This window comes from Corynebacterium sp. (assembly GCF_022712275.1).
Classification (GTDB): Bacteria; Actinomycetota; Actinomycetes; order Mycobacteriales; family Mycobacteriaceae; genus Corynebacterium.
In genome coordinates this window covers 35,212-51,805 of sequence record NZ_JALAGU010000013.1, presented here as the reverse complement: position 1 = coordinate 51,805, position 16,594 = coordinate 35,212, and the positions used below count along the sequence as shown (strand labels likewise).

Below are 16,594 nucleotides of genomic sequence, written 5' to 3'. Positions count from 1 at the left end.
CCGTTGCGTAACCGAACCTACTGGTGGTTGAAGAATGTCGTGATCGGTCCCTGGCTGTGGCTGATCAACCGACCGTTCGCCCGTGGGCTCGACAAGATCCCGTCTGAGGGGCCGGTGATCCTGGCGTCCAACCACCTGGCCGTGATGGATTCGCTCTACCTGCCGCTCCTCTCGAAGCGGCAGATCACGTTCCTGGCGAAGAAGGAGTACTTCACCACTCCCGGTTTCGCCGGCGGTATCCAGAAGTGGTTCTTCTCCTCGGTGGGGCAGGTGCCCATCGACCGCGGCGACAAGGATCAGCAGGACGCCGCCCTGCACACCGCCCTCAAGGTCCTCGCCGAGGGTGACCCGCTGGGCATGTACCCGGAGGGCACCCGTTCCCCGGACGGCCGTCTCTACCGTGGCAAGACCGGGATGGCGCGAATAGCCCTGGAGTCCGGTGCCATGGTCTACCCGGTCGCCATGATCGACACCCAGAAGGCGAACATCGCCGGTTCCTGGCTCCTGCGTCCCTACCGTATCGGTGTGGTCGTCGGTGATCCGGTCGACCCCGCGGACTTCGCGGGTGCCGGGGACGCCTACGCCCAGGCCCGCGCCCTGACTGACCATGTCATGGAGCAGCTCGCCGCCCTCTCGGGTCAGGAGTACGTCGGCGACACCTACGCCGCCGACGTGAAGAAGTCCCTGGAGGCCGGGCAGGGGTACCCGGAGGGCACCGAGCCCGGTAAGGGCCGGATCCACGGGACGAAACCGAAGCCGAAGTTCCTGCGCTACCGGCTCTGAGCAGGTTCCGGGGCAGATTCCCGGGCGGGGAGGGTCGTCCGGGGGGACAGGCCGCCGACGGCGAGCCACGCGGCACCGAGCAGCACCAGCTCGGAGCCGACGATCTTCATCAGCAGGTTCCAGTCCATCTCGGCATTGTGCGTCGAGGGGAACCAGGTGTGCAGCATGAGCCGGGTCGTCACCACGATGAACACCGCGCCGAGCACGATGCCGCCACGGCGTCCTCCCCACCACCAGGACACCACCGCGACGAGCGCCATCGGCACGACCCACACCCAGTGGTGCGCCCAGGACACCGGGGACGCCAGCAGCGCGAGCAGGGAATTGGTGCACACCGCAGCGGTGACTGCGCCGACGGCCAACTGACGCAGCATGACGACCACCACCGCGATGAACGTCAGTACGGCGAGCACCATCCAGATCCGGGTCTGTGCCGGATCCCCGGTGAACCGGGCGACCATGCCGCGCCAGGACTGGTTCGCGGAGTACATGAGTCCACCGATGCGTGTCGGGTCACTGACGGTCTCGGTCCAGTACCGGTGCGAGTCCGCGGGAAGGAAGGCCCAGGCCGCGGCACTGAAGAGAACCCCGGAGATCAGGGAGGTCGCTGCCTCGCGCCACTGCCGACGGAGCAGGAAGTACAGGCCGAACACGGCCGGAGTGAGCTTCAGTGCGGCGGCGAGGCCGATGAGCGTACCGCGCGGCCATGGCGTCCTCGGAAGGAGCAGGTCGGCGATGACCAGCAGCATGAGCAGGATATTGATCTGTCCGTACTCGAGGGTGGAGGCCACCGGCCACATCCAGGTGGCGAGGAGGGCGGTACCTGTGCCCAGGGCCCACAGCGTGCCGCGGGAGAGTCCGCGTCCTGCCTCCCGGGCGAGAGCCGCGAGCACGATCACCACGGTGAAGACCAGCGTCGCCACACTGACCAGAGTGAACAGGATCTGTCCGACGTCGAGGGGCAGCATCGCCAGGGGGACGAAGGCGAGGGCGGACAACGGGGGATAGGTGAACGGCAGGCTGATCGTCCCGACGCTGAAGACCCCCTCATAGAGGGAGATGTCGTCCAGGACCGCCCGACCGCCTTCACGGTAGACGTCGAAGTCGATGTGGTACGGCACCCCGTCCCCGTTGACCACGTACGTGACCAGTGCATGTACCCCGGAGGCCACAGCGAGAACACCGAATACCATCCACAGAACCAGCGCACCGCTGGAAGCTCTATTCACGGGAACTCAGCCTACGTCGAATTGAGGTTTCCTGTGAACTACGGCAGGGTGGATACCTGTGTCAGATTCCGTGGGGACAGGTGTGCCGGTCGCGTCCGACAGTCAGCAGGCTGCCGGAACCTCCGGCGAACCCACCCACACCCCCACGTCGAACAGGCTGCTCTGGGCGGACTGCGCCAAAGGCCTGTCGATCATCGCGGTCTGCTACATGCACGTCGTCACCGGTGTGCCCGGCGGCCAGGGCTCGGGGTGGCACTGGTTCAACGATGTCATGGACCCGATCCGGATGCCGATGTTCTTCCTCATCTCCGGACTCTTCGCCCACCGCGTCATCGAACGCACCCTCGGTGACCTCTGGTACCGGCGGCTGTGGTTCCTCCTGGTACCGTACCTGGTCTTCACCCCGGTCCAGGCAGCGATCAGGATCGACATGGTCGAGGACGTCACCTGGCGGAACCTCGGCCGGGCGATCCTGTTCGGCGACCCGGGCATCTGGTTCCTCTATGCGTTGATGGTCTTCAACATCGCCGCCTGCCTGCTGCGTCGCGTCCCGCCGCCGGGGGCGGTGGCTCTGTCGGTCGTCCCGGCGATCTGCGTCGCCGCCGCCGGCCTGACCCAGTACAACGAGATCACCCACATCACCGCCTACATGCCGGCCTTCTTCCTGGGGCTGCATTTCCGGGCGGTGTTCTTCCTGCTCGCCGCCTGGGCGACGGACTGGCGTGTCATCCTCGGTGCGGTCGCGGCCTACGTCGGCTGGGAGTGGGTCATGGACCTGCTGGTCGACCACGTCAACCCGGACGGCTGGACCACTGCAGAGGCGGGGCTGATCAATCTCACCGGGATGGTGCGGATCCTCACCGCGGTGCCCGTGGGCATCATTGTGGCGGTGTGGATCTCGCGTACCCCGGTTCTCTCGACCGTCTTCGCCGGTATCGGGCGCCACACCCTGCCGATCTACGTATCCCACCATGCGGCCCTGTACCTGGTCAATGAGGAGATCATCCGTCCCCTCGTCGAGAGCGACCCGGAGCGCTGGGAGTTCCTCACCGGCATGAACTTCCGGATCTTCCTCGGTTTCGCGGTGTGTGCGGTGACCGGCTGGATCTTCTACCGGATCGGCAGGCTCCCTGTCATCGGGTGGATCCTCTACCCGCCGGCTCTGCCACGCCGCCGCCTGAGCCCCGGCGACTAGGCTGAGCTCCCGTGCGCTACTTCTATGACACGGAATTCATCGAGGACGGCCGGACGATCGATCTGGTCTCCATCGGTGTCGTCGCCGAGGACGGTCGCGAGTTCTACGCCGTCTCCTCGGACTTCAACGAGCGACGGGCGGGAAGCTGGGTGCGGCGCAACGTCCTGCCGCAGTTGCCGCCCCGGTCCGATCCGGCATGGATGCCGCGGGCGGTGCTGCGGGAGCGTCTCTACGAGTTCCTCCTGCCGGACCACACGCCCGGCGACTGGCTGCCGGCGTCGCTGCGTCCGGAGATGTGGGCGTGGCTGGGAGCCTACGACCATGTCGCCTTCGCCCAACTGTGGGGCGACATGACCGGCCTGCCGCGGGAACTCCCGCGCTTCACCCGGGAGCTGCGCCAGCTCTGGGAGGACGCCGGACGCCCGCAGCTCCCGGACGAGCCGTCGAACGCCCATGACGCGCTCGCCGACGCCCGGTTCAACGTCACGAAGTACCGGTTGTCCGTGCAGGCGAGAGACGCACGTCACCGCTGACGCGGGAAGACGGGGCGGTTTCACTGTCTGGACGTGTGTTCTCGTATGATGACGCACATGGGTTGGACTATTGACGCACCGCTTGACGAACTCCCCGATCTGCCACCGCTGCCGGGAGAGCTCGAGAACCGTTTCCAGGATGCCGTCGCGCGCGACGCGAAGCAGCAGCCGGGCTGGGACCAGGGGCATGCGGACCGCGTCCGCAAGATCCTCGAGTCCGTGCCCCCGATCGTCGTGGCGCCGGAGATCCGTCGCCTGCGCGCGCAGCTCGCCGACGTCGCGAACGGCCACGCTTTCCTGCTCCAGGGTGGTGACTGCGCCGAGACCTTCGAGTCGAACACCGAGCCGCACATCCGCGGCAACGTCAAGACTCTCCTCCAGATGGCCGTCGTGCTGACCTACGGTGCCTCGACCCCGGTCGTCAAGATGGCCCGCATCGCCGGCCAGTACGCCAAGCCACGCTCCGCCGACAAGGACTCCAACGGTCTGCTCAACTACCGTGGCGACATCGTCAACGGCATCGAGGCGACCGAGGAGGGACGCCGCCACGACCCGTCGCGCATGGTCCGCGCCTATGCGAACTCCGCGGCGGCGATGAACCTCGTCCGCGCCCTGACCAGCTCCGGCACCGCCGACCTGGCGAAGCTGCACGAATGGAACCGTGAGTTCGTCGCCAATTCCCCGGCCGGTGCCCGTTACGAGGCCCTCGCGGAGGAGATCGAACGCGGCCTGGAGTTCATGCAGGCCTGTGGTGTCACCGACTCCACCCTGCAGCAGGCCGACATCTACTGCTCCCACGAGGCCCTGGTCCGCGACTACGAGCGTGCCATGCTGCGTCTGGCCCACGGCGAGAACGGTGAAGACGTCCTCTACAATCTCTCCGCCCACCAGATCTGGATCGGTGAGCGTACCCGCGGTCCCGAGGACTTCCACATCGCCTTCGCCGCGCTGGTCGGCAATCCGGTAGGTGTGAAGATCGGCCCGACGACGACCCCCGAGGAGGCCGTCGCCTACGTCGAGAAGCTGGACCCGGACAACGAGCCGGGCCGCCTCACCCTCATCAGCCGTATGGGGTACGACAAGATCCGTGACGCCCTGCCTCCGATCGTCCAGGCGGTTGAGGCCACCGGCCACAAGGTGATCTGGCAGTGCGACCCGATGCACGGCAACACCTACACCTCCTCCAACGGCTACAAGACCCGTGACTTCGACCGCATCATCGACGAGGTCCAGGGCTTCTTCGAGGTGCACCGTGCACTCGGCTCCCACCCGGGTGGCGTGCACATCGAATTCACCGGTGAGGACGTCACCGAGGTCGTGGGCGGCGCCCAGGACATCACCGACGTCGACCTGCCGTCGCGCTACGCCACGGTGGTCGACCCCCGACTGAACACCCAGCAGGCGCTTGAGCTGTCCTTCCTCGTCGCCGAGATGCTGCGTCGCTAGTCTGTCGCTAGTCTGTCGCTAGTCTGTCGCCGGTCGGACGCTAGATCGTCCGCAGGGTCACCGTGGTTCCCTCGGTGACCCGTGTGCGGGGGCCGGGGGACTGGGTGATGACGCGGCCGCCCGACCGGCCGTCGATCTTCACCTCGAAGCCCTTGTCCTCCAGCGCCTCCGTCGCGTCTTCGGCGGACTTGCCGATGACGAAGGGGACCTTGACCTGGTCGGAGGGATGGAGGGTCACCGTGTTGTTCCGGGCGGGGTCCAGGCGGGTTCCGGAGGTCGGGGAAGTCTCCGCCACCTTCCCGGCGTCCTCGTCGGTGTCGGAGACAGCGTCACCGGTCACCGGGTTCAGCCCGGCGTCACGCAGCGCCTCCGCAGCGTCCTCCATGGACTTGCCGGCGAGATCGGGGACGGTCACTGCCGAGGAGATGACCAGGTGCACCTCGGAGCCGGAGGGGACTTCGGTGTCGGTGTCCGGGTCGGTGGTGATCACGTCACCACCGTCGACGTCCGCGTCGAACTCCTCGGTGGTCCCGGAGACCTTCAGTCCGGCATTCTCCAGGGTCTGGGTGGCCTTCTTCTCGGTCATGCCGGACACGCCGGGCACCTTCACCGGGCGCGGGCCCTTGCTGACCTGCACCGTGATCTCGGTGCCGGTATCCACCGTGGTGCCGGAGGAGGGGGAGACTTTCGCGACGACGCCCGCCGGGGCGTCGTCGTCCCAGACTTCGTCGCCGACCGTCCAGGTCAGCGTCCGGTCCTGCAGCTTCGACCGGTAGGACGCCAGGGTGTCGGTGTCGCTCGGCTCGGGGACGGTCGGCCGACCCCGGGAGACCAGTACCGCCACCTCACTGCCGCGTACCACCCGTTCGCCGGACCCCGGGTCTGTCCCGGTGACCGCGTCCGCCGGATCGTCGTCTGACCAGATCTCGGAGACCGTGGAGGTGAAGCCCGCCTGCTCCACGGCGGAACGGGCGCCGGTCACGTCCTGGCCGAGAACCTGCGGGACTTCACCGTAGCGGCCGGAGGCGACCCACCAGGACCCCACGGCGACGGCGATGACCATGACGAGGACGAGGGCGGTCCACAGCACGGTGCGGACCGGGCGACGGTTGCTCAGCGGCGGTCCCGACGGGGCGGGGACCGGCTCGGGGACCCGGCGGGTGACGTGGGTGGGGTGTTCCTCCACACGACGTGGCGGCTCCGGCTCCTGGTAACTGGTCTGCGCGGTGTGCTGGTCGGGGGTGACCTGTGGGACCATGCTCGTGGCCATTGCTGCGTCATCCCAGCTCAGCCGGTCGCTGAAGACCGACCCCGCCAGTGCCCGGTGGACGGCGGAGTTCTCGGGGACCGGCACGCGGAACGCCGGAAGTCCCAGATCCCGGACCGTGTCACGGACGGCCTCGAGGAACTGGGACCCGTCCTCGAAGCGCTGGACCGGGTTGCGGCGGGTCGCGATGAGCACCAGGTCGTCGAGCTCCTGCGGGACACCGGCGATGACCGCCGACGGGGCGGGGACATCCCGGTCCAGCCGCATCGCCGCGGTGTCCCGGGGCGTGGCGCCGCGGAACGGTGGGTGGCCGGTGAGCAGCTCGAAGAGCATCACGCCGGCGGAGTAGACGTCGCTCTGCGGGCCGGTGCTGCGGCCCTGCACCTGCTCTGGGGACAGGTAGGCGGCGGTGCCGATGACCGGGCCACCGCCGGCAGCGGACTGCTGGCGGCTCGCCCGCACCAGCCCGAAGTCCGCGAGCTTGACCTGGTGGTCGTCGCGGATGAGGACGTTGTCCGGCTTGACGTCCCGGTGGACCATCCCCTCCCGGTGCGCCAGTGCGAGAGCCTGCAGCACCGGCTCGGTGACCGCCAGGGCGGCGTGCGGCGGCATCGGGCCGCGTTCGCGGAGCAGTTCACGCAGCGTCCCGCCGGGGACCAGCTCCATGATGAGGAAGACGAGGTCGCCGTCCTCGCGTTCGTCGGTCCCCTGGTCGAAGACGTTCACCAGGCAGGGATGGTCCAGCCGGGCGACGGCACGCGCCTCACGCTCGAACCGCGTCCGCGCGTCACGGTCCGCGGCCAGGGCCGGGTCCATGACCTTGGCCGCGAGATCGCGGTCGAGGCGGGTGTCGATGCAGTGGTAGACGGTCGACATACCGCCGTGGGCGATACTCGCCCCGATACGGTAGCGACCGTCGAGCAGATCGCCGGCCTGGAGCTGTGCTGCCACGGTGGGGGGATCGCCTCCTGGTTGTGTCGGTGGTCGTGTCGGTGGTCGTGTCGCTGGTCGTGTCGGGGACAGACGGGTACCCGGCGATTATACGGGGGAGGGCGGTTAAGGTAGTAGACGTGAGTAACGACAACAACACTTCCCCCGACGGCTCCGGCCTCGTCCTGACCTCCCCGCTGTCCGGGATACCCGCCGGCGAACGACTGCTGACCGTCCCCGATGTCGCCGATCTCCTCGGCGTCATCGTCACCCGGGTGATGGACGAGCTCAACCGTCACCGGCTCATCGCCGTCGACGTTGACGGAGTGCGCCACATCCCCGCGCGCTTCTTCACCGACGACGCCGAGATCAACAAGTTCGTGCCCGGTGTCATCGCCCTGCTCGCCGACGGTGGCTGGGAGGACGCCGAGATCCTCGACTTCCTCTTCACCACCGATGAGTCACTGCCGGGGCGACCCGTCGACGCCCTCCACGGGCACCTCGCCCGCGAGGTCATGCGCCGCGCCCAGGGGATGGCCATCAGCTGATTCCTCCGCTGAGTCATCCTGGCGTAGGCAGGTCCGCGCCAGCCACCACATCACCAGGCCCACGAGGATGAGCCAGGGGATGTTGTAGAGCCGGTTGTTACCGGAACCGTCGAAGGTCATCGACAGCACCATCGCCAGCCAGGCCACGGCGAACACCGCGCGGCGGTCCCGGATCCACAGTCCGACCAGGGCCAGGGGCGCCATGTAGTACCAGGGCAGGACCACCGCGTTGAACAGGCAGGTCGCCACGTACGCCACGGTCGCCCCGACGAAGGCCTCCTTCACCGAGCGGCGCCACACGGCCCAGGCGATGACGAGGATCAGCACCATCACGACGGTCGAGACCGGCCGGACGACGTCGATGATGTCGTTGAAGAAGATGTTCTCGTTGACCGCGCCGATCGGGCGTACCAGTACCGAGGCGACCAGCGAGGGCACCGCCAGCGGGTTGATCACCTTGGAGTTGCCGCTGATTTCGGAGACCCAGCCCCAGGACTGGCCGCTGGCCACGGTCACCAGGGCGAGCATGCCCACCGACACCGCCAGGCACGCCACGCCACCGGTGATGAGAGTGACCGCACGGCGCAGCGTCCCGTGCCGTACATCGGCGACGACCTCCTTCACCGGACGCCGCACCGGGGCGTCCTTCCCGAGCGGCCCGGCATAGCGGGCGACGAAGATCCACACCAGGAACGGCAACGCGATCGCCGCCGTGGCCTTCAGGGCGATACCCGCACCGACGAGGACCGCACCGAGCAGTGCTCCCCGCACCGCCGGCAACCGGACCGCGGCGAGCAGCCCGGTGCACACCAGCAGCATCATGGTGACCTCGTTGTGCATGCCGCCGACGAGGTGGATCACCGACAGTGGATTGGCCACCCCCAGCCATACCGCGAGCGACGCATTGACCTTCAACGCGGCGGCCAGGCGGGCGACGGCCCACACCAGACCGGCGAAGCAGGCCAGTGAGAAGATCTTGTAGACGATCACACCGGCGGTGACGTTGTCACCGGTGACGCTGACGACGCCCTCACCGATCCACATGTGCAGCGGACCGTAGGGGGTGGTGGTGTTGCGCCAGTCCGGACTGACCTCGAAGAACACCCGTCCCGGGACAGCGGAGGCACCGACCTCGTAGGGGTCGAAACCCTCGTGGCTCAGTGTCCCCTGCATGAGATAGGAGTAGACGTCCCGGCTCATCAGCGGGCCGGCCAGCAGCAGTGGTGCGGTCCACGCCACCAGCGGGGCGACGCCGAGGGCCTCGCCCCGGCGCAGCAGACGTCCGCCGAGGACGGACCAGGAGACCACCATGGCGAGAACACCCAGCCACAGCACCACCACGAGGATCCCGGCGAAGTGCCCGAAGCTGAGGTTGGTCAACCCGAGGGACTGCAGCACACCACCACGCGTACGGGTCGCGCCGACGGCATGGGAGGTCAGTGCCATCACCAGTGAGCCGACGGCACCCAGGACAATCGCCGTGCGTCGCGACATGCCACGCACCAGGGCGGTGACTGTGGACGCCATCTCAGCTCCTGCGCTCGGTGAGTTGCTCGGCCACGGCGACGAGCTCATCGACGATGTCCTGCCCCAGGTGGCCGGTCCGCAGCGCGTCCACCGCCTTGTCGGTGAGTTCCCGGGCCCGGCCGGTGTTCTGTGCGGCGGCCCCGGAGTCCACGATGATCTGCCGCAGCTCGTCGACCTCGTCGTCGGAGCGCACCGTCCCCATGCCCTCACGGAGCCGGGCGGCGGCCGCCGGATCGCTCCGGTCCGCGGTCGCCAGGGCGCGCATGACCAGCCAGGTGCGCTTGCCCGAACGCAGATCGTCACCGGCGGCCTTGCCGGTGACCTGTGGATCACCGAAGACGCCGAGATGGTCGTCCTCCAGCTGGAAGGCGATGCCGATCTCCCGGCCCGCGGTGCGCAGCAGGTCGACCGTGCGGGCATCCGCGTCCCCGAGTGCGGCTCCCAGGTGCAGCGGTCGCTCAACCGTGTACGCCGCGGTCTTGTAGGTGTTGACCTTCTCGGACATCGCCGGATCCTCGGACCCGCTGTTCTCCAGGGCGATGTCGAGCATCTGCCCCGCGATGACCTCGGTACGCATCTTCCGCCAGGGCTCCCGGGCACGGGCGAGGGACGCGGCGTCCACCCCGGAATCCACGAGCATGTCATCGGCCCAGGCGAAGGCGAGGTCGCCGACGAGGATGGCCTGGCTCTCGCCGTAGCCGACGGCGTCCCCGGACCAGCCGTCGGCCCGGTGGGACGCCTCGAAACGACGGTGGGTCGTCGGCCGGCCGCGCCGGGTGTCGGAGTGGTCGATGATGTCGTCGTGGATCAGGGCGCAGGCCTGGATGAACTCCAGGGACCCCACCGCGCGCAGCAGGTCCTCCGGTCGGGTCGACCCGGACAGCGTCCCGCCGCCGCCGTCGAGGGCGGCGCGCACCCCGGCCCAGGCGAACAGCGGACGCAGTCGCTTGCCGCCACCGGTGACGAACTGCTCGAGGGCATCCACCCCGTCGGCGACGACCGGATCCAGGCCGTCGAACTCGGCGTGCCGGTCGCGGAAGAAACGGTCCAGTTCGGCGTCCACCGCGGCAGGGACGTCCACCAGGGGCCTGTCCAGGGTCCAGGAGGTCGGGGCGTAGGTCATTCGAAGGCACTCTCCGGAGGCGATGGGCGGACATGAACGGATTCTGACGGCTCCATAGTAGGTGGACCGGGGAGACCCTCGCTCAAGCGCCCTGACACGTCTTCTATGATCGTCAGGTATGTCACCCGCGCCACGTCCAGAGTCACCTGCCACCACACCACCGCCGCCCAGCCTCCAGGTGGCGGTCTCCGACACCCTGAAGCGCGGAACCCCTGGACGTGTTCCCTTCTCCGTGGAGTTCATGCCGCCGCGCGACGACGCCGCCGAGGCCCGCCTGTGGTCCGCCGCGGAGGCCTTCCACGACCTCGGGGCGAGCTTCGTCTCGGTGACCTACGGTGCCGGTGGTTCCAGTCGGGCCCGCACCGAGCGTGTCGCAGGACGCCTCGCGGTGAAGCCGCTGACCACCCTGCTGCACATGACACTGGTCGGTCACACCGAGGAGGAACTGCGCGACATCCTCCGTGAGTTCGCGTCCCTGGGGCTGACGAACCTGCTCGCCCTGCGCGGCGACCCGCCGGGGGATCCGACGGGGGAGTGGCAGGGCATCGCCGGCGGGCTGAGCCATGCCGTCCATCTCATCGAACTCGTGCGCTCGATGCCGGAGTGCGAGGACTTCGACATCGGTATCGCGTCCTTCCCGGAGAAGCACTACCGGGCGGAGAGCCTGGAGACGGACACCCGCTACACCGTGGAGAAGTTGCGTGCCGGAGCGAACTACTCCATCACCCAGATGTTCTTCAATGTCGACCACTACCTGCGGTTGCGCGACCGGCTGGCCGCCTACGACCCGGTGCACGGTGCCAAGCCGGTGATTCCGGGCCTCATGCCGATCACTTCGCTGCGGTCGGTCCGCCGTCAGGTCGAGCTGGCCGGCTGTGAACTGCCCCGCGACATGGAGGAACTGTTCACGAAGGTCGCCAACGGTGACGAGCAGAAGAATGCCGCGGCGATCCGGGAGGTCGGTATCGAGGTGACCACGAAGATGGCCGAGCGGCTGATCGCCGAGGGAGCCCCGGACCTGCACTTCATGACGATGAACAATGTCCGGGCGACGCAGGAGGTGCTGCACAACCTCGGTATGGCGCCGGCCTACGGACCGAAGTTCGGCCAGGACATGGTGCGCTAGAGGCGGACCGGAGGATCCTCCGGCTCAGCCGCGGGGGCGGGCGAGGATCCCGAAGGGGCGGGGGTCGGTACCGAACCGGAAGTCGCGCAGGACATCGCGGAAACCGAGTTCACGGTAGAGACTCCAGGCGGCGTTGGCCTCGTCGGGCACTTCCGGGGTGGAGAGCAGGGCCACCGGACGCTGCAGCCGTGGCAGCAGGTTGTCCATCATCCGGCGGCCGATGCCGTGGCCCTGGTAGCCGGGCATGACATGGACCTCGGAGACCTCGTCGAAGTCGTCGAGGGCGGTGGTGGCGTCCTCGATCGACATCCCGGCACCACGCAGGCCGCGGAAGACCTCCCGGTACCACCAGGAGGAGGGGGTTCCGGGGAAACCGTACGCGATACCGACCACGCGCTGGTGGGGGGCGCGGGGGTCGGCGTGGACTGCGGCACCGTGGTCGAGCGCGACGGCGGCGGTGAAGCCGGGGCGGGTCGAGTTCGCGGCCCAGAGAATCCGGCGCTGGGTGAACGACGACCGGGGGTAGTCCATGGCCTTGAGGTGGAGTTCGACAAGCTCGTTGACCCGCTGCAGGTAGGTCTGCGGGGATATGTCGCAGACGCTGACGGTGGAGTCCATTTCTCGTTTCACGGTGCCGGTCACTCCTCCATGGTGCCAAAGGTGACCGCTTCCGAGGAGCATGTGGAACGTATGTTCGATTAACCAGACGGGAGAGAAGTGGACGTCCGGATGCTGCCTAGTGTCCCTGTCAGAACATGAAGACAGGAAGAGCCGAGGTAAGGAGGCGGACAGTGTCAACCACGGACAGGACGACGGACAGGACGACGGACAGGACCACGACGGCGAAGGTGACGCGCCTGCGACGGGGTGGCTCACCGCATGTGACCGCCGCCTCCTACGTCGACGAGGCGGAGCGTCTGCTGGAGCGGGCGCGCCGGGAACACCAGCCGGCCGAGCGCATCACCTGGGCCTACCGGGCGGCCCTGCGCGGCGCTGGAGCGGCGATCGAGGATGTGCGTACCGGGAAGCGACGTCGGACCTCCGGCAGTGCCTGGGCGCGGCTGCGTGCCGCCGTGCCCGGGATGGCGGACACTGTGGAGCGCTTCGAGATCTACGCCCGGTTCGTCACCCGGGTGGAGATGGGGCTCGAGCGTGAACTCCGGGACTCCGACGCGGACAGCTTCTATGCCGCGGTCTGCGATTTCATCGACGAGGTCCGGGGCATGGTGGGCTATCTGCCGGAGGTCGCCTGAGTCTGATGGTAGCCCCGGGAAGATTATGGGAGAGGTGGAGGCGGAGTGGGGTAGCATGGGCGTCATCAGAAAGTGGTCCAGAGGATGACAGGTCGGGAAACTTTTTCGGACCCCCGTGCGTTGGACTAGATGACCTACCTAACCCGTGGCCGAACAGGCGGTCCGAGAAGAGACAGGGGAGGACGACAGTGGCACTGTCAGAGCAGGAACAGCGGATGCTGGAGGAGATCGAGCAGGCGCTCATCGCCGATGATCCGGCATTCGCTGAACGCAACCGCACGGCGGCCCTCGGTGGGGTGACCGTAGGTATCCGGTCGATCGCCGTGTTCCTTGTCGGACTGTGTGTACTCATCGGCGGCATTGCGCTGGCGCAGAGCAGTCTCTGGTTCGTGATCCTCGGCCTCGTCGGTTTCTTCATCATGTTCGCCGGCGGCCTCATGGCGTTCCGGTCCGACAGAACATCGGCCAAGAAGGGCTCGAAGAAGAACTACGGCGGCAAGCCCAAGGCATCCGGTAACTCCGGCGGAATCGCCGACCGCATGGAGGACAGCTTCCGCCGTCGCTTCGACTAGGGCAGGCAGCCCCGGCTTCCCCGGTCCACACCGGTGCCTCCGCAGGACAATGATCCTGCGGAGGCACCGGTGTTTTTGTGTGGGGGCCGACCGGGGATCCCCCGGATCCCCCACTTCCACCCACCACTGCTTCCTCGCCGGGCTGGCCGGGTGACGGATGACGTCGGGTGAATGTGGGGAATGGGGAGTTTGTGACGGGGGATCACGTATTCATGCTGGTCCTGGGTGGGTTCGGGGCGGCAACCAAGAAGATTCGTGTCGGAAATAGCTACGTGTCACTGGTGTGACTGTCGGTACAAATGGGGCTGAAGTGCTCGGAAAGCGCTCACCGAGCAAGAAACCTCCCACATCTCCCCACTGGATCCGCGAGTGCAATCCTTGCAGGTAGACGAGTATTTGTGGATGTTCTGTCTTGACCTGTGGGTCCGTTTTCTGCAGTTATGTGCCGGCGGGGCATGGAATGAGTGGGGGAATGTGGGGTAAGGTGGGCGCCAGCGGAGCAGGAGAGTGGTTCCGTGACAACTTCACAGCGACAGCACACTGCATGATCACCAGCGGCCGGTCACCCGGGGAAAGGGGTCGACGACATGTTCTTCGGCACCTTCACTCCGAAGCTCGACGACAAAGGACGACTCACACTGCCCGCGAAGTTCCGTGAGGAACTCGCGGACGGACTCGTCGTCGTCAACGGGCAGGACCACAGCCTCACGATCTACCCGCAGGCGGAATTCCAGGTCCGCGCACGCAAGGCCGCGGAGTCGTCCCGGTCAAACCCCCGGGTGCGGGCCTTCGTCCGTCGCCTCGGTGCCAGCGCCGACGAGCAGACGCTGGACAGTCAGGGGAGGATCACCGTCGCCCCGGCCCACCGCAGCTACGCGGGGCTGACCAAGGAATGCGTGGTCATCGGGTCGGTGGACCGGATCGAGGTATGGGACGCCGACGCCTACGAGAGCTACCTGTCCGAGCACGAGGCGGACTTCGCCGAAGGTGACGACGACGCTCTCTCCGGCTTCCTCTAGCCGGACCCTGTTATCCGCAGCGTGCACGACCCCGGGCTGTATGCCGGCCCTCATCTGCGCGGACGATCCGCTTGATGTACTTCCCCGACGTCAATCGGACCCGCGCAGGTGAGGCCCCGTATGCAGCCCCTCCCTGTACCTCCTGTACCTCCTGTACCTCCTGTACCTCCGACTCCGATGAAAGGCCACACCATGTCAGAACCGTCCCGCCGGATCAGTGGTGAGTTCGGCCACGTCCCCGTGATGCGGGACCGCATGGTTGAGCTGGTCGGCGCCGGAGTCGAGGGCACCGGTGCCAGCCGTCCCGTCATCGTCGACGGCACGCTCGGCGCCGGCGGACACACCGAGGTCTTCCTGGAGACTTTCCCGGAGGCTGTCGTCGTCGGTCTGGACCGCGATCCCAACGCCATCGCCCAGGCACAGGACCGGCTCGCCCGCTTCGGTGACCGGTTCATCGCCTACCGCACCCGGTTCGACGGCCTCGGCGACGCCCTCGACGACCTGTCGGCAGACGGGCGGCTGCCCGGGGAGTTCTCCACCACCGGCGTCTCCGGCTACCTCTTCGATCTCGGCGTCTCCTCGATGCAGCTCGACCAGGCCGAGCGCGGCTTCGCCTATGCGCAGGACGCCCCGCTCGACATGCGGATGGACCCGGACTCGTCGCTGACGGCCGCCGAGGTACTCAACACCTACAGTCACGGCGATCTCGCCCACATTCTCAGCGCCTACGGGGACGAGCGCTTCGCCGGCAAGATCGCCTCGGCGGTCCTGCGGGAGCGTGAGCAGGAACCGTTCACCACCTCGGGTCGTCTCGTCGAACTGCTCTACCGCACGATCCCCGCGGCGACCCGTCGTACCGGCGGTCACCCGGCCAAGCGGACCTTCCAGGCACTGCGTGTCGAGGTCAACGCCGAGCTGGATTCCCTGGCCGCGGTAATCCCGGCGGCGACCGACCGGCTCGGGCTCGGCGGCGTGGCGGTGTTCATGAGCTACCAGTCCCTCGAGGACAAGATCGTCAAGAAGGCGCTCGCCGAACTCACCGCCAACCGCACCCCGCCGGGACTGCCCGTCGATCTCCCGGACACTGCGGCGTCCTTCGAGCTCGTCACCCGCGGTGCGGAGAAAGCGGGCGCCGCCGAGATCGAACGCAACCCCCGGTCCGCACCCGTGAGGGTGCGGGCGGTCCGCCGGATCCGACCGAGACCCGGACACTGACCCCGATGTCGACCACCACCGACCAACCACTCTCCAGGACAGCGAGGCACCCAATGAGCACAGGAATCATGACCGGCACCGGCACCATCGGTACCCGCGGGAAGACGCAGGAGCGGACGCCCTCCCGCGCCCGTACCACCGATACCGGAAGTATCCGCGGAACCGGTACCAGGGACCGCCGCCACCGCCTGGTTCCGCCGCGCACCGGGTCGCTGCAGCAGGTCTCGGTCCGGGGACGCCGCGTCTCCACCAGAGAATCGGGCGCCCCCGGCTACCTGAAGCTCGTCGTCGTCCTCGTGATCCTCGTCGCCGTCGGCATCGGCGCCACCATGTTCCTGTCCGGCAAGACCACGGAGCAGGCCTTCGTCCTCAAGGACGCCCAGGCGCACAGTGACACGCTGTCCAATGAGCTGGAGTCCCTCAACCGCGACTACAAGGAGTTGAGCTCCTCGGAGAACCTCGCTGCGGAGGCATCCCGCATGGGCATGGTCGTGCCCGGTCAGGCAGGCGTCCTTGATGTCCAGGGGGACCAGGTCAACGAGACCCGTCCGGCCGATCCGGTGGACGACTCCGCCGTCATCGACCTCGACGCCACCCGCAGTGGCGTGCCCCGGACCGACCGTCCGACCACGGACCAGTCGGGAACGACCTCCGACGGTCCGGTCGCCACGGTCGACGGTGACGGAGCGCCGGTCGACGGGGACTCCGGTGACGGCGCCCCGGTCGCACCGATCTCACCCTCGGCGGCGTCGGGCAACGGTCAGCTCCCGTACTGACTCGGGACACCGACCCGATGTGACCTGCCGTGTCCCACGGGTGCGGGATCGG

16 protein-coding genes are annotated in these 16,594 nt (G+C 67.8%); 11 read left to right on the top strand and 5 right to left on the bottom strand.

Annotation, left to right across the window (positions count from 1 at the left end):
- Window positions 1–3: 3 nt before the first annotated feature.
- The gene (locus tag Q0A27_RS02460) at window positions 4–783 is read left to right on the top strand and encodes a 1-acyl-sn-glycerol-3-phosphate acyltransferase (RefSeq protein WP_291473495.1); all 780 of its coding nucleotides are present in this window, start codon (window positions 4–6) and stop codon (window positions 781–783) included.
- On the opposite strand, the gene Q0A27_RS02455 is transcribed toward Q0A27_RS02460, so the two are convergent.
- On the bottom strand, window positions 771–2,012 hold the full coding sequence (locus Q0A27_RS02455; protein WP_291473494.1) for a glycosyltransferase 87 family protein: 1,242 nt from the start codon (window positions 2,010–2,012) through the stop codon (window positions 771–773). The two genes, Q0A27_RS02460 and Q0A27_RS02455, sit on opposite strands and share 13 nt — an antisense overlap.
- Before the next feature lie 58 nt (window positions 2,013–2,070).
- On the opposite strand from Q0A27_RS02455, the gene Q0A27_RS02450 reads away from it, so the two are divergent.
- The 3 genes from Q0A27_RS02450 to Q0A27_RS02440 are packed head-to-tail and all read left to right on the top strand — an operon-like array spanning window position 2,071 to window position 5,186.
- On the top strand, window positions 2,071–3,207 hold the full coding sequence (locus tag Q0A27_RS02450) for an acyltransferase family protein (protein ID WP_291473493.1): 1,137 nt from the start codon (window positions 2,071–2,073) through the stop codon (window positions 3,205–3,207).
- A gap of 11 nt (window positions 3,208–3,218) precedes the next feature.
- Window positions 3,219–3,740, top strand: coding sequence for a polyadenylate-specific 3'-exoribonuclease AS (locus Q0A27_RS02445; protein ID WP_291473492.1), 522 nt, complete (start codon window positions 3,219–3,221; stop codon window positions 3,738–3,740).
- A 57-nt stretch (window positions 3,741–3,797) separates the two neighbouring features.
- Window positions 3,798–5,186: a class II 3-deoxy-7-phosphoheptulonate synthase gene (locus Q0A27_RS02440; protein WP_291473491.1), complete on the top strand. Its 1,389-nt coding sequence runs from the start codon at window positions 3,798–3,800 to the stop codon at window positions 5,184–5,186.
- Window positions 5,187–5,226: 40 nt separating this feature from the next.
- On the opposite strand, the gene pknB is transcribed toward Q0A27_RS02440, so the two are convergent.
- Window positions 5,227–7,404, bottom strand: a complete 2,178-nt coding sequence (gene pknB / locus Q0A27_RS02435; RefSeq protein WP_291473490.1) for a Stk1 family PASTA domain-containing Ser/Thr kinase — start codon at window positions 7,402–7,404, stop codon at window positions 5,227–5,229.
- 164 nt (window positions 7,405–7,568) lie between these two features.
- Here pknB and Q0A27_RS02430 point away from each other — a divergent pair, with 164 nt between their 5' ends.
- Complete coding sequence (locus Q0A27_RS02430) at window positions 7,569–7,931, top strand: Rv2175c family DNA-binding protein (protein WP_291473513.1); 363 nt, start codon at window positions 7,569–7,571, stop codon at window positions 7,929–7,931.
- Here the strand turns inward: Q0A27_RS02430 and Q0A27_RS02425 are convergent.
- Together Q0A27_RS02425 and Q0A27_RS02420 are read right to left on the bottom strand one after the other, a co-directional pair.
- Window positions 7,845–9,458, bottom strand: coding sequence for an alpha-(1->6)-mannopyranosyltransferase A (locus Q0A27_RS02425; RefSeq protein ID WP_291473489.1), 1,614 nt, complete (start codon window positions 9,456–9,458; stop codon window positions 7,845–7,847). The two genes, Q0A27_RS02430 and Q0A27_RS02425, sit on opposite strands and share 87 nt — an antisense overlap.
- Before the next feature lies 1 nt (window position 9,459).
- Window positions 9,460–10,581 (bottom strand): polyprenyl synthetase family protein, encoded by a 1,122-nt coding sequence (locus tag Q0A27_RS02420; protein ID WP_291473488.1) that lies wholly within the window; start codon window positions 10,579–10,581, stop codon window positions 9,460–9,462.
- 118 nt (window positions 10,582–10,699) lie between these two features.
- Here Q0A27_RS02420 and Q0A27_RS02415 point away from each other — a divergent pair, with 118 nt between their 5' ends.
- Window positions 10,700–11,707: a methylenetetrahydrofolate reductase gene (locus tag Q0A27_RS02415; protein ID WP_291473487.1), complete on the top strand. Its 1,008-nt coding sequence runs from the start codon at window positions 10,700–10,702 to the stop codon at window positions 11,705–11,707.
- Between the two features lie 24 nt (window positions 11,708–11,731).
- Here the strand turns inward: Q0A27_RS02415 and Q0A27_RS02410 are convergent, their stop codons facing one another.
- Window positions 11,732–12,337, bottom strand: coding sequence for a GNAT family N-acetyltransferase (locus Q0A27_RS02410; protein WP_291473486.1), 606 nt, complete (start codon window positions 12,335–12,337; stop codon window positions 11,732–11,734).
- Window positions 12,338–12,498: 161 nt separating this feature from the next.
- Between Q0A27_RS02410 and Q0A27_RS02405 the strand changes: the two genes are divergently transcribed.
- The 5 genes from Q0A27_RS02405 to Q0A27_RS02385 all read left to right on the top strand — a co-directional run bounded on the left by Q0A27_RS02405 (window position 12,499) and on the right by Q0A27_RS02385 (window position 16,542).
- The gene (locus Q0A27_RS02405) at window positions 12,499–12,960 is read left to right on the top strand and encodes an SAV_6107 family HEPN domain-containing protein (protein ID WP_291473485.1); all 462 of its coding nucleotides are present in this window, start codon (window positions 12,499–12,501) and stop codon (window positions 12,958–12,960) included.
- A gap of 188 nt (window positions 12,961–13,148) precedes the next feature.
- Complete coding sequence (locus Q0A27_RS02400; RefSeq protein ID WP_291473484.1) at window positions 13,149–13,532, top strand: DUF3040 domain-containing protein; 384 nt, start codon at window positions 13,149–13,151, stop codon at window positions 13,530–13,532.
- 587 nt (window positions 13,533–14,119) lie between these two features.
- Complete coding sequence (gene mraZ / locus Q0A27_RS02395; protein WP_291473483.1) at window positions 14,120–14,551, top strand: division/cell wall cluster transcriptional repressor MraZ; 432 nt, start codon at window positions 14,120–14,122, stop codon at window positions 14,549–14,551.
- 192 nt (window positions 14,552–14,743) lie between these two features.
- Window positions 14,744–15,766 carry a 16S rRNA (cytosine(1402)-N(4))-methyltransferase RsmH gene (gene rsmH, locus Q0A27_RS02390; RefSeq protein ID WP_291473482.1) on the top strand — a complete coding sequence of 341 codons (1,023 nt, stop codon included), beginning with the start codon at window positions 14,744–14,746 and terminating at the stop codon, window positions 15,764–15,766.
- A gap of 53 nt (window positions 15,767–15,819) precedes the next feature.
- On the top strand, window positions 15,820–16,542 hold the full coding sequence (locus Q0A27_RS02385; RefSeq protein ID WP_291473481.1) for a hypothetical protein: 723 nt from the start codon (window positions 15,820–15,822) through the stop codon (window positions 16,540–16,542).
- The last annotated feature ends 52 nt before the right edge of the window (window positions 16,543–16,594 follow it).

What these genes read in the sequence shown, in the direction of transcription:
- Q0A27_RS02425 (WP_291473489.1), bottom strand. Translation starts at nt 9,458, where the DNA reads ATGGCGTCCACAGTCACCGCCCTGGTGCGTGGCATGTCGCGACGCACG.
- Q0A27_RS02420 (WP_291473488.1), bottom strand. Translation starts at nt 10,581, where the DNA reads ATGACCTACGCCCCGACCTCCTGGACCCTGGACAGGCCCCTGGTGGAC.
- Q0A27_RS02440 (WP_291473491.1), top strand. Translation starts at nt 3,798, where the DNA reads ATGGGTTGGACTATTGACGCACCGCTTGACGAACTCCCCGATCTGCCA.
- Q0A27_RS02415 (WP_291473487.1), top strand. Translation starts at nt 10,700, where the DNA reads ATGTCACCCGCGCCACGTCCAGAGTCACCTGCCACCACACCACCGCCG.
- Q0A27_RS02385 (WP_291473481.1), top strand. Translation starts at nt 15,820, where the DNA reads ATGAGCACAGGAATCATGACCGGCACCGGCACCATCGGTACCCGCGGG.
- rsmH (WP_291473482.1), top strand. Translation starts at nt 14,744, where the DNA reads ATGTCAGAACCGTCCCGCCGGATCAGTGGTGAGTTCGGCCACGTCCCC.
- mraZ (WP_291473483.1), top strand. Translation starts at nt 14,120, where the DNA reads ATGTTCTTCGGCACCTTCACTCCGAAGCTCGACGACAAAGGACGACTC.